The sequence below is a fragment of the Citrobacter sp. Awk 4 genome, from assembly GCF_028069725.1.
Lineage (GTDB): Bacteria > Pseudomonadota > Gammaproteobacteria > Enterobacterales > Enterobacteriaceae > Citrobacter_D.
Genome location: NZ_JANEWG010000014.1, coordinates 22,997 through 37,742 on the forward strand (window position 1 = coordinate 22,997; position 14,746 = coordinate 37,742).

At 55.3% G+C, this 14,746-nt stretch carries 11 protein-coding genes; 4 read left to right on the top strand and 7 right to left on the bottom strand.

The window, feature by feature from the left end:
* Window positions 1-33: 33 nt before the first annotated feature.
* Both NNO04_RS08035 and NNO04_RS08040 read right to left on the bottom strand, forming a co-directional pair.
* Window positions 34-354 (bottom strand): PTS fructose-like transporter subunit IIB, encoded by a 321-nt coding sequence (locus NNO04_RS08035; protein WP_271444214.1) that lies wholly within the window; start codon window positions 352-354, stop codon window positions 34-36.
* A gap of 14 nt (window positions 355-368) precedes the next feature.
* The gene (locus NNO04_RS08040) at window positions 369-1,448 is read right to left on the bottom strand and encodes a PTS fructose transporter subunit EIIC (protein WP_271444215.1); all 1,080 of its coding nucleotides are present in this window, start codon (window positions 1,446-1,448) and stop codon (window positions 369-371) included.
* 307 nt (window positions 1,449-1,755) lie between these two features.
* Between NNO04_RS08040 and ptsP the strand changes: the two genes are divergently transcribed.
* The 3 genes from ptsP (at window position 1,756) to gldA (ending at window position 6,249) form a co-directional block, all read left to right on the top strand.
* Window positions 1,756-4,257 (top strand): phosphoenolpyruvate--protein phosphotransferase, encoded by a 2,502-nt coding sequence (gene ptsP, locus NNO04_RS08045; protein WP_271444216.1) that lies wholly within the window; start codon window positions 1,756-1,758, stop codon window positions 4,255-4,257.
* 10 nt (window positions 4,258-4,267) lie between these two features.
* Window positions 4,268-4,930, top strand: a complete 663-nt coding sequence (gene fsa, locus NNO04_RS08050) for a fructose-6-phosphate aldolase (RefSeq protein WP_271444217.1) — start codon at window positions 4,268-4,270, stop codon at window positions 4,928-4,930.
* Between the two features lie 215 nt (window positions 4,931-5,145).
* Entirely contained in the window at window positions 5,146-6,249 is a 1,104-nt protein-coding gene (gene gldA / locus NNO04_RS08055) for a bifunctional L-1,2-propanediol dehydrogenase/glycerol dehydrogenase (RefSeq protein WP_162380287.1), read from the top strand.
* Between the two features lie 201 nt (window positions 6,250-6,450).
* Here the strand turns inward: gldA and NNO04_RS08060 are convergent, their stop codons facing one another.
* The 4 genes from NNO04_RS08060 to NNO04_RS08075 form a co-directional block, all read right to left on the bottom strand.
* Window positions 6,451-7,365 carry a DMT family transporter gene (locus NNO04_RS08060; protein ID WP_271444218.1) on the bottom strand — a complete coding sequence of 305 codons (915 nt, stop codon included), beginning with the start codon at window positions 7,363-7,365 and terminating at the stop codon, window positions 6,451-6,453.
* A gap of 112 nt (window positions 7,366-7,477) precedes the next feature.
* Window positions 7,478-9,658: a catalase/peroxidase HPI gene (katG, locus tag NNO04_RS08065; RefSeq protein WP_271444219.1), complete on the bottom strand. Its 2,181-nt coding sequence runs from the start codon at window positions 9,656-9,658 to the stop codon at window positions 7,478-7,480.
* A gap of 165 nt (window positions 9,659-9,823) precedes the next feature.
* A complete protein-coding gene (gene metF / locus NNO04_RS08070; protein ID WP_271444220.1) occupies window positions 9,824-10,714 on the bottom strand; it encodes a methylenetetrahydrofolate reductase in 891 nt (296 codons plus the stop codon).
* Between the two features lie 157 nt (window positions 10,715-10,871).
* Entirely contained in the window at window positions 10,872-11,780 is a 909-nt protein-coding gene (locus tag NNO04_RS08075; protein WP_271444221.1) for a LysR family transcriptional regulator, read from the bottom strand.
* Window positions 11,781-11,869: 89 nt separating this feature from the next.
* Between NNO04_RS08075 and NNO04_RS08080 the strand changes: the two genes are divergently transcribed.
* Window positions 11,870-12,241: a carboxymuconolactone decarboxylase family protein gene (locus NNO04_RS08080; RefSeq protein ID WP_271444222.1), complete on the top strand. Its 372-nt coding sequence runs from the start codon at window positions 11,870-11,872 to the stop codon at window positions 12,239-12,241.
* Between the two features lie 70 nt (window positions 12,242-12,311).
* Here the strand turns inward: NNO04_RS08080 and metL are convergent, their stop codons facing one another.
* Window positions 12,312-14,744, bottom strand: coding sequence for a bifunctional aspartate kinase/homoserine dehydrogenase II (gene metL, locus NNO04_RS08085; protein ID WP_271444223.1), 2,433 nt, complete (start codon window positions 14,742-14,744; stop codon window positions 12,312-12,314).
* Window positions 14,745-14,746: the final 2 nt, after the last annotated feature.

Sequence of the window (14,746 nt, forward strand, 5' to 3'; positions counted from 1 at the left end):
AGAGCAAACCCGCCCTTACGGGCGGGAAAGGGACTATGCGGTCTGCGACAAATGCGCATCAATCTTGTTCATGATGGCTTCCGCACGTTTAACCGCATCGCTGATGTTGACGCGCACAATGGTTTTACCTGCAAAGCGCTCTTCAAACTTGATGCCGATATCTTTGGTCAGGATCACCATGTCGGCGTCAGCCACATCGGCGGCAGTCAGTTCGTTTTCCAGTCCAATCGAACCTTGCGTCTCAACCTTCACATCCCAGCCCTTCGCTTTCGCTGCGCTCTCCAGGGCTTCCGCCGCCATGTAGGTGTGCGCCACACCAGAAGGACATGCCGTTACTGCGATAATTTTTGTCATGGCTTATTCCTCACTTAATTTATTTCGAAATCTAAATCCAGGTCGTCTTCTTTCTCGTCAACCTGAGACACATTTTTACGTGCCAGACTTTTCAGCACATTAACGCAGACCGCCGTCACCACGCCCCCAACAGCCACTGCCGCGATGTAACCGAGTTTGCCTTCAACGACGGGCAGCACAATCAGCCCACCCCAACCGGCATAACACTGAGCGCCAAACAGTGCCGCAGTGACAGCCCCACACGCCGAGCCCAGCATAATGGACGGGATCACACGCAGCGGGTCTGCCGCGGCAAACGGAATGGCCCCTTCTGTCACCCCAACGCAGCCCATCACCAGCGCGGCTTTACCCGCTTCACGTTCTTCAGAAGAGAAGTTTTTACGGCCAATCAGCGTCGCCAGACCTAAACCCAGCGGCGGTACGCAGATACCGACTGCGGCAATCGCCACCACGGTGTATACCCCTTGCGCAACGCAGATCAGCATGAAGGCATAAGCGACTTTGTTAATGGGTCCGCCCATATCGAAGGCCAGCATTAATCCCATGATGACCGCGAGTAAAATGATGCTTCCCTGTTGCATGCCCTGCAGCCACTGCGTCAGGCCGCCAGTCAGAGCACCGACGGGTTCGCCCAGCCCCCACATCATGATGCCCGCAGTAATAAACGTACCGACGATGGGAATAACAAAGATGGGCATCACCGAGCGCAGTACTTTATGCACGGGGATTTTCTTCAGATAGTGGACGACGATACCGCCAATAATCCCGGCAATCAGCGCGCCAAAGAATCCGGCGCCGAAGCTGTTGCCGACCCAGGCACCGATGGCGCACGGCGCCAGCGCGGCACGTTCAGCGATGGAGTAACCGATATAAGCAGCAAGAAAAGGCACCATCAGGGTTAAACCCGCTACACCGATATCGAACAGTTTTTTCAGATTCGGATCGGTTGCAACATCGGGTACGGCCCCCTTGCCATACAGCATGACGGAAACGGCCAGTAAAATACCGCCCGCCACCACGAAGGGGATCATGTGCGAGACGCCAGTCATCAAATGCTGGCGGGTATTTTTCAGGATCTGCACCAACTCTTTCATAAGTCGCTCCCGGGCTACAAAAGCCCATGTCCATAATGTTGTTGTGGCAAACAATAGGCAATCCAACGGAGAGCAGACAGTGGATAAAAAGGCCATTTACTGGATTTTTGTAATGTCAGTACAAAAATGAGATCCGCTTCATAACTTGCATAATCTAAAAAAATAGCCGTCCAATGGTGACTTGTGAAGCACATCGCACTTTTCTGCTTACATTACATTTGTCCAGTTTTTGGCAGATTTGTCACATGGCGGGACGCAGCGCAGCCCTTTTATCCTGTCAGCAGAAAACCGTTATGGGAGAGAGGCTATGGCCCTGATTGTGGAATTTACCTGTGAGCTACCCAATGGCGTACATGCACGCCCGGCCAGCCACGTTGAAACGCTGTGCAATACCTTTACCTCGCAGATTGAATGGCACAATTTACGCACCGATCGTAAAGGCAATGCCAAAAGTGCGCTGGCGCTGATCGGTACCGACACACTGGCGGGCGATCGCTGCCAAATCCTGATCGCCGGCACGGATGAACACACCGCACATCAAACGCTGAGCCAGTGGCTGCGTGATGAATTTCCGCACTGCGACGCGCCGCTGACAGAAGTGAAAAACAGCGAAATGGAGCCGCTTCCGGCCTCGCTCACCAGACTCAATCCGCGGCTTTTTCTCGCACGCGCCGTCTGCAGCGGCAGTGCGGGGGGCGTGCTGACGCGCCTCTCCTCGTTGGATCTCAACGCGCTCGACAATCTTCCCGCCGCTAACGATACGGAAACCGAACAGTCCGCACTGGATAACGGTTTGACGCTGCTGATAAAGAATATTGAGTTCCGCTTACTCGACAGCGACGGCGCCACCAGCGCCATCCTGGAAGCCCACCGCTCGCTGGCAGACGATACCTCTTTGCGCCAGCATTTACTGGCAGGGGTTTCTCGTGGATTAAGCTGCGCAGAAGCGATAGTTGAAAGCGCCCGCCATTTTTGCGACGAATTTGCCCGCTCCAGCAGCAGCTATTTACAGGAACGCGCGCTGGACGTACGCGACGTCTGCTTCCAGTTGCTGCAACAAATTTATGGCGAACAGCGTTTCCCAGCGCCCGGTAAGCTCACGCAGCCGACCATCTGCATGGCCGATGAGCTTACGCCAAGCCAGTTCCTTGAACTGGACAAAACATTCCTCAAGGGTCTGCTGTTAAAAAGCGGCGGCACCACATCGCACACGGTCATTCTGGCCCGTTCATTCAATATCCCCACGCTGGTTGGCGTAGGCATTGAAACCTTAACACCCTGGCTCCAGCAAACCGTTTATATTGATGGTAATGCTGGCGCGGTGGCGGTCGCGCCAGATGAAGCCGTGGCCCGTTATTACCAGCAAGAAGCCCGCGTGCAAGCAGCCCTGTACGAACAGCAACGCGTCTGGCTCACCCAGCAAGCCCGCACCGCCGACGGTATCCGTATGGAAGTGGCGGCCAACATTGCCCATTCTGTAGAAGCACACGCCGCCTTTAACAACGGCGCAGAAGCGGTCGGCCTGTTTCGTACCGAAATGCTGTATATGGACAGAGCCAGCGCCCCCGGCGAAAACGAGCTGTACAACATTTTTTGCCAGGCGCTGGAGTCCGCAAATGACCGCAGCATCATTGTGCGCACGATGGATATCGGCGGCGATAAACCCGTTGATTATCTGAATATTCCGGCCGAAGCCAACCCTTTCCTCGGCTATCGCGCGGTACGCATTTATGAAGAGTATGTGGCGCTATTCACTACGCAATTACGGGCGATCCTGCGCGCATCAGCACACGGTAGCCTGAAAATTATGATCCCGATGATCTCCTCAATGGAAGAGATCCTGTGGGTCAAAGAGAAGCTGGCGGAAGCCAAACAGCAGCTACGCAATGAACACACGCCTTTTGACGAGAAGATCCAGTTTGGCATTATGCTGGAGGTGCCATCTGTGATGTTCATAATCGATCAATGCTGTGAAGAGATTGATTTCTTTAGCATTGGCAGTAATGACCTGACGCAATATCTGCTGGCCGTCGACCGGGACAACGCCAAAGTCACCCGCCACTACAACAGCCTCAACCCGGCGTTCCTGCGCGCGCTGGATTATGCAGTACAAGCTGTACATCGCCAGGGCAAATGGATTGGTTTGTGCGGAGAGTTAGGGGCAAAAGGTTCGATACTGCCATTACTGGTTGGCCTGGGTCTGGACGAAATTAGCATGAGCGCGCCCGCCATTCCCGCCGCCAAAGCGCGACTGTCGCAACTCGACAGCCGTGCCTGCCGCCAGCTACTGAATCAGGCGATGGCCTGTCGAACCTCACTGGAAGTCGAACACCTGCTGGCGCAGTTCCGCATGACGCAGCAGGATGCTCCGCTGGTCAGCGCGCAATGCATCACACTCGACAGCGACTGGCGCAGCAAAGAAGAGGTGCTCAAAGGGATGACCGACAATCTGCTGCTGGCAAGCCGCTGTCGCTACCCGCGTAAACTCGAAGCCGATCTGTGGGCGCGTGAAGCCGTATTTTCTACCGGACTGGGCTTCAACTTCGCCATTCCGCATAGCAAATCGGAACATATCGAGCAGTCGACGATAAGCGTTGCACGCCTGAAGGAGCCTGTTCGCTGGGGCGATGAAGAGGCGCAATTCATTATCATGCTGACACTCAACAAACACGCCGCTGGCGACCAGCATATGCGCATCTTCTCGCGCCTGGCGCGCCGCATCATGCACGAAGAATTCCGTCATGCGCTGGTTAACGCGGCCTCTGTCGATGCGATTGCCAGCCTGCTGCAACACGAACTGGAACTGTAAAGGAAAAATTATGGAACTGTATCTGGATACCGCCAACGTGGCGGAAGTTAAACGTCTGGCGCGTCTCTTTCCTATCGCTGGGGTGACGACGAACCCCAGTATCGTGGCAGCCAGCAAAACATCCATCTGGGATGTGCTGCCCCAACTGCAAAAAGCCATAGGTGAAGAAGGGACTCTGTTTGCTCAGACAATGAGCCGCGACGCGCAAGGCATGGTGAAAGAGGCCAAACAGCTGAGCGATGCGGTTCCGGGGATCGTGGTGAAAATCCCGGTCACTTCCGAAGGGTTAGCCGCCATAAAACAGCTCAAAAAAGAAGGCATTACAACGCTGGGTACCGCAGTGTACAGCGCAGCGCAAGGGCTACTTGCCGCGCTGGCTGGCGCGAAATATATCGCCCCTTATGTGAACCGCATTGATGCCCAGGGCGGTGACGGCATTCGTACGGTACAGGAACTGCAAACCTTACTGGAACTTCACGCGCCAGAAAGCATGGTGCTCGCCGCCAGCTTCAAAACCCCGCGCCAGGCGCTGGATTGCCTGTTGGCAGGATGTGAAGCAATCACCCTGCCTTTAGATGTAGCGCAACAAATGCTGAATACCCCTGCGGTAGAGTCGGCTATAGAGAAGTTTGAGCAGGACTGGAAAAACGCATTTGGAAGCATTCATTTTTAGGCTAAATAATTCACGCGGCAGAAAGGCGGCGACGCAGCGAATCCCCAGGAGCTTACATCAGTAAGTGACTGGGGTGAGCGACAAATCTGTCAGGAACAGATTTGAACGTCGCGGAGCGGCGGCCCATAAGGGCGAGTCTCATGGATGAGACGAGTAACTAAAAAGCCAACGCATCTGCAGCCTGAATTATGACGGATAAAAGAGGGAAATAGAGTATGGACCGCATTATTCAATCACCTGGTAAATACATACAGGGTGCTGATGTCATCACCCGTCTTGGCGACTACCTCAAACCGATGGCAGAACGCTGGCTGGTGGTCGGCGACAAATTTGTCTTAGGTTTTGCCCAGACGGCCCTGGAAAAAAGCTTTAAAGATGCCGAACTGGTACTGGAAATTGCACCGTTTGGCGGTGAATGTTCGCAAAATGAAATTGATCGCCTGCGTGGCGTGGCTGAAAAAGCGCAGTGCGGCGCGGTGCTGGGTATCGGCGGCGGTAAAACGCTGGATACCGCAAAAGCCTTGGCTCACTTTATGGGAATTCCGGTGGCCATTGCACCGACCATTGCTTCGACCGACGCGCCGTGCAGCGCGCTCTCCGTTATCTACACAGACGAGGGTGAGTTCGACCGCTACCTGATGCTGCCACACAACCCGCAGATGGTCATTGTTGATACCAAAATCGTTGCCGGCGCGCCTGCGCGTCTGTTAGCGGCAGGGATCGGCGATGCGCTGGCGACCTGGTTTGAAGCCCGTGCCTGTTCACGTAGCGGCGCGACAACTATGGCGGGCGGTAAATGTACGCAGGCGGCGCTGGCGCTGGCCGAACTGTGCTACAACACGCTGATCGAGGAAGGTGAAAAAGCCATGCTGGCCGCTGAGCAGCATGTCGTGACACCAGCACTGGAACGCGTCATCGAAGCCAACACCTATCTGAGCGGCGTGGGCTTTGAAAGCGGCGGTCTGGCGGCAGCGCATGCCATTCACAACGGTCTGACGGCCATTCCGGACGCGCATCACTTCTATCACGGTGAAAAAGTCGCTTTCGGGACGCTGACGCAACTGGTACTGGAAAATGCGCCGGTCGAAGAGATCGAAACCGTTGCCGCGTTGTGCCATTCCGTCGGTTTGCCGATTACCCTGGCGCAGCTGGATATTAAACAAGATATTCCGGCAAAAATGCGTACGGTGGCGCAAGCATCTTGCGCAGAAGGCGAAACAATTCACAATATGCCTGGCGGCGCGACGCCGGATGAGGTCTATGCCGCCTTGTTGGTTGCCGACCAGTATGGTCAGCGTTTCCTGCAAGAATGGGAATAAAACCCGACTGAGACTCCCGGCGTTTTCCTAACACCGTTAGCGTAAGACTGAGATATCCGGGGCGACCACCGGGTTGGCGTCCCTCCGGGAACCCAATCCCGGTGTTTCCCCTCATTCATTGGCTTAAGTGAACGGTGTCAGGCAATGTCCGGGCGTTTTTTTATGCTATTTTCGCTGCTGATTATCGGCGAGAGATTGCCTTTACGACGCTGACGTCACCTTTTGCACCTGCGCCTCACGCTTTTTATAGCTGACGATCGCCAGCGCCAGGACGATCAGCACAATGCCGCCGCCTTCAACGACGCCGGGATTTTCACCAAGCAGCCACCAGGAAAACAAAACGCCGCACACCGGAACCGCAAGGGTACTTAAACTGGCAATACTGGCGGGCAGATTCCTCAGAACAAACAACCATAAACTCCAGGCCAGTGCCGTCGCCAGAATAGCGCTATAGCCCAGCGCCCAGAATACGATGGGCTGCCAGTCAACTTCAGGCTGCGGAACCCACCATGCAACCAGACTCATGATCAGCGCCGCATACAACATCTGCCATGCGGTCAACGCGAGTAAATCGATGCGAGGATGGCGGGCATACATCCGCTTGGCGACAATGGCGCTCGCTCCCCAGCTTACCCCGGAGAGGATCGCCAGCAACGCGCTTTTCAGCGAGGAATAATCCAGTTGCCACGGCTGCATCACTAGCAGTAAACCGATTGCCGCAATCATAATCGCCGCATATTGCAAACGCCGTAGCCGTTCGCCCAGAAACAGCGCCGCCAGAATCACCACCCAAAACGGCATGGTATACGTCAGAATCGCCACCTTTCCCGCACCGCCGCTCATCAGCGCCCACTGCGCCAGCCCTATCATGCCGCAGGTCTGTAATAGCGCAATCGCCAGCGTGTATTTGAACGGCGTCGGACGCATCCCGCGGCCGCGCAACAGCAGTACGATAAATAAGATTAAGGCTCCAAAGATACAGCGCAGTGAAGTGAAGTCGAACGCGCCAATATAGCTCGTGACTTGCTTCATAAAGATCCAGCTATAGCTCCAGATAAGGGTGAGGACGATAAGACCACTGATTGCCAGTGAGTGACTCTTTCCTGAGGCTGACATGATAAATCCAGTAAATTGGCATTCCCGGCAAATACTATACGCTGAGAAATACACTTCAGCGACGACAATGACGCCGCCGCTGGAGTGTTATCCGCTTACATCAACATCAGGATTACAACAGATCGAAACGGTCCAGGTTCATCACTTTCACCCATGCCGCGACAAAGTCTTTCACAAACTTCTCGTGGGCATCGCTACACGCATAAACCTCCGCCAACGCACGCAGCACGGCATTTGAACCAAACACCAGGTCAGCGCGAGTCGCTGTGTATTTCACTTCGCCGTTTTGACGATCGCGGCCTTCAAACAGCTCCGCAGACTCATCCGTTGCCTTCCATTCGTTACGCATATCCAGCAAATTAACAAAGAAATCATTGCTGAGTACGCCAGGACGCGCGGTGAAAACGCCATGCTTGCTACCATCAAAATTGGCGCCCAGAACACGCATCCCACCCACTAACACCGTCAATTCTGGTGCGGTGAGCGTCAACTGCTGCGCTTTATCAATCAGCAGAGATTCTGTTGTCGCCTCGCCAGGCTCGCCGCGATAGTTGCGGAAACCATCTGCAACAGGCTTAAGCAGTTCGAACATGTCAACGTCGGTTTGATCCTGACGCGCATCAACACGGCCCGGTGTAAACGGCACGCTAATGCTCACGCCTGCGGCGCTTGCTGCCTGCTCTACGCCCACCACGCCCGCCAGAACGATAATATCGGCCAGTGAGGCTTTACCGGAAGATTTCTGAATGCCTTCCAGGACAGGCAGAACGCGGGCTGCTGTCGCGTTAACATCCCAGTATCTCTGTGGATCCAATGCCAGCCGCGCACCGTTGGCGCCACCGCGTTTATCGCCACCACGGAAGGTCGATGCCGATGCCCATGCTACCGACACCAGTTCGCTGACGGTAAGCCCGGAACCCGCAATCGCCGACTTCAGGTGAATAATGTCTTCCTGAGTCGGATTGAATACCGGCTGCGGCAGCGGATCTTGCCAGATCAGATCTTCTTTCGGCACTTCCGGTCCAATGTAACGCGCTTTTGGCCCCATATCTCTGTGCGTCAGTTTGAACCAGGCACGCGCAAAGGCTTCGTTAAATGCCTGAGGATCGTTCAGGAAACGACGGGAAATTTTCTCGAATTCCGGATCGAAACGCAGCGTCAGGTCTGTCACCAGCATGGTAGGTTTGCGTTTCTTCGAAGGATCAAACGGATCCGGAATAATTTCAGGCGCGTCGACCGCTTCAAACTGGATCGCACCCGCCGGGCTGCGCGTCTGCACCCATTCGTATTTGAACAGGTTTTCGAAGAAATAATTGCTCCACTGGGTTGGCGTCTGTGACCAGACCACTTCCAGACCGGAGGTAATGGCATCCGCCCCAACGCCGGTACCGTAACTGCTCTTCCAGCCTAAACCTTGTTGCTCAATTGGCGCCGCTTCCGGGTCCGCGCCCACATGCGATGCAGAGGCTGCGCCGTGAGTTTTACCCAGCGTATGTCCGCCCGCGATGAGCGCCACGGTTTCTTCGTCGTCCATCCCCATGTTGCCGAAGGTGGCGCGAATAGCATCTGCCGCAGAGAGAGGTTCCCCGCTGGCGTTTGGCCCTTCCGGGTTGACGTAGATCAGCCCCATTTCGGTGGCAGCTAACGGACGTTTTGCCAGGGCTTCCGGGTCGCGATGGGTCAGCCACGCTTTCTCATCACCCCAGTTGACGTCGAGATCCGGTTCCCACACATCTTCACGACCGGCACCGAAACCAAAGGTACGGAAACCTGAGTTTTCCAGCGCGACGTTACCCGCCAAAATAAACAGGTCGGCCCATGAGATTTTCTGGCCATATTTCTGTTTGATAGGCCACAGCAGACGGCGTGCTTTGTCCAGGCTGACGTTATCCGGCCAGGAGTTCAAAGGCGCAAAACGTTGCTGTCCGCGCCCGGCGCCACCACGACCATCCACAGAACGGTAAGTCCCCGCACCGTGCCACGCCATGCGAATAAAGAGACCAGCATAGGAGCCCCAATCCGCAGGCCACCACGGCTGCGAGTCGGACAGGAGTGCTTTGAGATCCCCTTTCAGAGCGGAATAGTCGAGTTTGCTAAATTCTTTACGGTAGTCGAAGTCTTCACCCAGCGGGTTCGAACGGTTGGAGTGTTGATTAAGGAGGTCAACGCGAAGTTGCTTTGGCCACCAATCGCGGTTATTCGTACCAGCGCCTGCGCTCTGGTCCGGGCTTGTGTGATGGAAAGGACACTTCCCGGCGGATACGTTGTTCTGGCTATCGTCGGACATACTCATCTATATGCTCCCTTTACAGTGTTCTAACTACGATATACACCACCAGAGATAAGATATAGTCGAAATAATCCACAGATTCGATAGCTGATACCTTTTATATTTTTAGTTACACAGATGTAGATCAATGTGATCGAAAAAAAGCCCTCCGAAGAGGGCCGAGGCATTTTATACACCAGGCCTTACACCCAGCGTGTGGCAAATGGCATAACTCATCTCTGCCCGGTTCAGCGTGTAGAAGTGAAAATCTTTTACCCCTTCACGACTTAGAATCTTCACCATGTCCATCGCGATATTCGCGCCGACCAGTTTGCGGGTTTCCGCGTCATCGTCCAGGCCATCAAACATTTGTGACATCCAGGCCGGAATACGCACGTTGGTCATATCAGCAAACTTCTTCGCTTGCTTAAAGTTGGAAACCGGCAGGATGCCCGGAATGATTTCAACATCGATACCCGCAGAGACACAGCGATCGCGAAAACGCAGATAACTTTCCACATCAAAGAAAAACTGCGTGATCGCACGGCTGGCACCGGCATCCACTTTGCGCTTCAGGTTGAGCAGATCGGCCTGGGCGCTTTTCGCTTCAGGATGCACTTCCGGGTAGGCGGCTACGGAGATATCAAAGTCCGCAACCTCTTTCAGCAATCCCACCAGGTCAGCAGCATACATCTCCGGCTTACCGCTGCCCGGCGGCAGATCGCCACGCAGCGCAACGATATGGCGAATACCGTTATCCCAGTAATCCTGCGCAATCGCGCGCAGTTCATCACGTGTCGCATCGATACAGGTCAGGTGCGGTGCCGCTTCCAGACCGGTACGATCCTTAATCCCTTTAATAATGCTGTGCGTACGGTCGCGCTCACCCGAGTTGGCACCGTAAGTCACAGAAACAAATTTTGGCTTCAGGCTGCTCAGGCGATCGATGGAGTTCCACAAGGTCTGCTCCATTTCACTGGTGCGCGGCGGGAAGAATTCGAACGAAACGTTAATCTGACCCTGCACTTCTGCCAGGCTCTGATTCAGGGCTTCCCGCTGGTTGGCGTGAAAAAAGCTCATACCTTACCTCATCAATCTTTTGTCATTATATGTTGTGTTGTGAACATCTATCCATTTAGACGTCTAGATGTAAAAATGACGGAAAAGCGGCGTGGCGTCAACCGAAAAATCACCATTAATGGTGAGGAATCCTCAGTGAAGATGAAAATAATTCAAGTTAGCCCGAACAAGCAAGGGATTGCAGCATCTCTGCTTTAAGCCACTCCAGTCGTGCAGCGTTCTCAGGCAACATCACCAACCCGGCAGTGATACGCAATGTGTTGTCGTTCAACGCGCGGAAAACCACCCCCTGACGCTGAATAGCGGCAAAAGAGGCTGGGAGCAAACTCAGACCATCGCCATGCGCAATGCGCGCGAGCAGCACGTCATGCTCCAATGGCTCTTCAAGGCAGGAAGGAACGTAATCGACGCGATGAAAAACATTCCGAGTATAGTCGAAGAATGCGGGGTTACGTTCACGTTTAAACCAGAAAAGTGGCCGGTGATTAAGCGCCGTTAAAGAGAGCGGTTCCCTGCCCGCTTCTGGCCAGGATTCGGGGATGGCAGCAATCAGCGGCTCATGCCAGTTGAGCGGTGTGACGTCCAGACCTGCTGCCTCAAGCGGCAGCGCCACCAACGCGGCATCCAGCTTCCCGCGCCGTACCTGACGCACCAGTTCAGGTGAACCATGGCGCACCATATTCAGTGTCTCAACACGCGTATTAAGCTGCGTTTCCAGAGACGCGAAAATCCCTTGCTCAAATGCCGTTGTTAATCCTAGCCGCAGCGACGGTACGCCAGATTGTGTGAGCTGATGAAGAGCAGCGTACGTTTTTTCTTGCTGCGCCAGCAGCGGACGAATGATCTCCAGCACCCTCCTTCCCTCCTCCGTCAGCGTAAGGCCTTTAGTATGACGGACAAATAACGTCACCCCCAGGCGGTCTTCGAGCTGGCGTATATGGCGGCTGAGCGGCGGCTGCGACATAAATAGACGCTGTGCGGCGCGGCTCATGTTGTTCTCTTCCGCCACCACGGAAAAGTAGTGCAGTTGGCGAATATCCAGAGAGTGCAGAGGCGTCGTTGTCATACCGAAAAGGTATCACGGAAACGGTATTATCCAAATCATTCCGCGTCCCCTATCCTCACGCTACCTACTGAACAAACGAGGAAGATGAGATGCTTTCAGAACGCTTTATAACGGGTCAGGACATGTTGCAACAGGTGGATGGCAAAGGTGGTGATGCCGTCGTCGAAAGTTTGCAAGATATAGCGCCGGACTTCGCTCGCTACCTGATCGAATTTCCTTTCGGCGATATCTATTCTCGTCCGGGACTGGATTTACGCAGTCGGGAGATTGCTACCGTCGCCGCATTAACTGCACTGGGGAACGCCACGCCACAGTTGAAGGTGCATATCGCCGCGGCACTGCACGTTGGGTTAACACAAGAGGAGATTATTGAGGTGATAATGCAGATGGCGGTTTACGCCGGTTTTCCGGCCGCATTGAACGGCCTGTTCGCCGCAAAAGAGGTGTTTGCCAGGCAATAAATACGCCGGACGGCGCTGCGTTTATCCGGCCTACGAGTGGTGTTTAACGTAGGCCGGAGGCGGCGCAAGACTACAGCAGTTGCGCCAGACGGTTAATGTCTGACTGAATGGCCCCGGCGGTCACGTCACGGCCCGCACCCGGACCGCGAATAACCAGCGGGTTATCGCGATACCAGCGGCTTTCGATGGCGAACACGTTATCACACGGCAGCAGCGCCGCCAGCGGGTGTTCCGCACGCACTGCTTCCACGCCGACGCGCGCTTTGCCGTTGGCATCGAAACGCGCCACATAGCGCAGTACCAGCCCCATTTCGCGGGCGGCTTCCAGACGCTGTACCATCTGCTCATTCAGCTCATCGCCACTCTCAAAGAAATGGTCGATTGAGCCCTCTTCGCAATGCGCAGGCACCAGCGACTCTACGCGCACCTGATCCGGTTCGATGTCGTAGCCCGCTTCACGCGCCAGAATCACCAGTTTGCGCATCACATCTTTACCGGAAAGGTCAACGCGCGGATCGGGCTCAGTCAGCCCCTGTTGCCACGCTTGATCCACCAAATCGGTAAAAGGAACCGTGCCGTCAAATTGCAGGAACAGCCACGATAGCGTGCCGGAGAAGATCCCGCTGATCGACAGAATGGTATCGCCACTGTCGATCAGATCGCGCACCGTGTGGTTGATCGGCAAACCGGCACCCACGGTGGCGTTGTACAACCAGTGACGACCGGTTTTTTCAAACGCGTCATGGATCTGGCGATACTTATCGCTGGTGCTCGCCCCTGCCAGCTTGTTGGCGCTGATCACGTGGAAACCGTGGCTGGCAAAATCAAGATACTGATCGGCCAGTTGCTCACTGGCCGTCACATCCAGCACCACCAGATCGTCATACGGGTGCGCACGCATCCACAAAAACAGCGACTCTTCATCCTGTTCAATGGCTTCGTCGTTAAAGAATGCCAGCGCACGGCTGGCATCCAGCCCTTCGTAGTTCAGCAGGCTACGGCGGCTGTCCACCACGCCAGCCAGCACGAATTCAAAACCGGTACGCGCCGAGAGCGTGCTTTGCTCGCGGGCAAACAGTTCCAGCCAACGTGAGCCGATGTTGCCTTTGCCAAACAGCATCAGGCCGATCCGCTTTTCCGCCCGGAAAATTGACTGGTGCAAGCCCTGAATCAGGCTCTCGGTTGGCCCGGTGCGCAGTACCGCCACCAGACTGATACCCTCTTCCGACTGCCAGGTAAACTCAACGGGCTGGCCTTTCAACTGCTGCCAGAAACGGTGGCAGTGCAGCGGATTACGGGTGACGCCAGCCCCGACCATAGCCACCAGCGCCAGCCCCTGACGCAAACGCAGCTCGCCCGGTAAACCCGCTTCGTCGAGGATTTTCAGCGCGCTGTCGGCCACTTCGGAGGTATAGCAAAACTGCAGCAACTGGCGGTCATTATGGACGCCAACCGCCAGCGGACGCACCTGCGCCCGTTTCAGAATCTGGTCGATGTCTTTGTACGCCAGCTTAAAATCCTGGCTTGCAGGCACCTGAAACTCGATCAGGCAGACATCATCATGGCTGGTCACAATACGCGCGCCTGTGCCGGAGGCCAGCACGCGTTCAATACGGGTGGAACCCTGGTCCGGCGTGTAGCTACAGCGCAGTTGCAGATCGATATCGCTCCCGGAGACCGGCTGCAACGTGCGGGCATGCAGAACCGGCGCCGCCAGACGCGCCAGTTCACTGGCTTCATCCAGACGCAGCAGCGGTAACAGGCAGGCGTCTTTCACTTTACGCGGGTCGGCACTGTACACCCCGGCCACATCGCTCCAGATAGTGACGCGGGAGGCGCCAGCCAGAGCGCCAATTTGCGTGGCAGAGTAGTCAGAACCGTTACGGCCCAACAGTACCGTTTCGCCCGCATTACAGCGGCTGATAAAGCCGGTCACCACCAGACGTTTTCCTGGGTGCTGTGCCAGCAGTTGCTGCAATAATGGATAGGAAAGCCCCTCATCCACCTGCGGCTGTGCGGCGCGCTCAGCGCGTAAAAACTCACGCGCGTCCAGCCATGCGGACGCCAGTCCCTGTTGGTTAAGCACCGCCGACATCAGACGCGCCGACCACACTTCACCATGCCCGACCACTTCCGCATAAACGGCATCAGTCACACCGCTGTCGAGTAAACCCGCCAGCCGTTCCAGGTCATTGACGAAGGCGCTCTGCAGCTCATCTGCAACCTCTGTCGGTAATAATCCATTGATAAGATCGCTCTGATAGCGACGCAACGTCTGCTGAACCTGATGCGCAGAGAGTCTGTCGGTCTGGCTTAATTTCAGCCAGCTAATCAACTGGTTGGTGGTACTGCCTGCGGCGGAAACGACCATCATATCGTCGGGCTGCGAGTACTCCGCCATGATGCCTGCGACACGCAGATAACATTTCACGTCTGCCAGACTACTGCCACCAAATTTATGCAGTTGACGACCCGTCGTCCCTGCCTGCGCAATCACACTCATGT

What these genes read in the sequence shown, in the direction of transcription:
- katG (WP_271444219.1), bottom strand. Translation starts at nt 9,658, where the DNA reads ATGAGTATGTCCGACGATAGCCAGAACAACGTATCCGCCGGGAAGTGT.
- NNO04_RS08040 (WP_271444215.1), bottom strand. Translation starts at nt 1,448, where the DNA reads ATGAAAGAGTTGGTGCAGATCCTGAAAAATACCCGCCAGCATTTGATG.
- metF (WP_271444220.1), bottom strand. Translation starts at nt 10,714, where the DNA reads ATGAGCTTTTTTCACGCCAACCAGCGGGAAGCCCTGAATCAGAGCCTG.
- NNO04_RS08035 (WP_271444214.1), bottom strand. Translation starts at nt 354, where the DNA reads ATGACAAAAATTATCGCAGTAACGGCATGTCCTTCTGGTGTGGCGCAC.
- gldA (WP_162380287.1), top strand. Translation starts at nt 5,146, where the DNA reads ATGGACCGCATTATTCAATCACCTGGTAAATACATACAGGGTGCTGAT.
- NNO04_RS08080 (WP_271444222.1), top strand. Translation starts at nt 11,870, where the DNA reads ATGCTTTCAGAACGCTTTATAACGGGTCAGGACATGTTGCAACAGGTG.
- NNO04_RS08075 (WP_271444221.1), bottom strand. Translation starts at nt 11,780, where the DNA reads ATGACAACGACGCCTCTGCACTCTCTGGATATTCGCCAACTGCACTAC.
- NNO04_RS08060 (WP_271444218.1), bottom strand. Translation starts at nt 7,365, where the DNA reads ATGTCAGCCTCAGGAAAGAGTCACTCACTGGCAATCAGTGGTCTTATC.
- metL (WP_271444223.1), bottom strand. Translation starts at nt 14,744, where the DNA reads ATGAGTGTGATTGCGCAGGCAGGGACGACGGGTCGTCAACTGCATAAA.
- fsa (WP_271444217.1), top strand. Translation starts at nt 4,268, where the DNA reads ATGGAACTGTATCTGGATACCGCCAACGTGGCGGAAGTTAAACGTCTG.
- ptsP (WP_271444216.1), top strand. Translation starts at nt 1,756, where the DNA reads ATGGCCCTGATTGTGGAATTTACCTGTGAGCTACCCAATGGCGTACAT.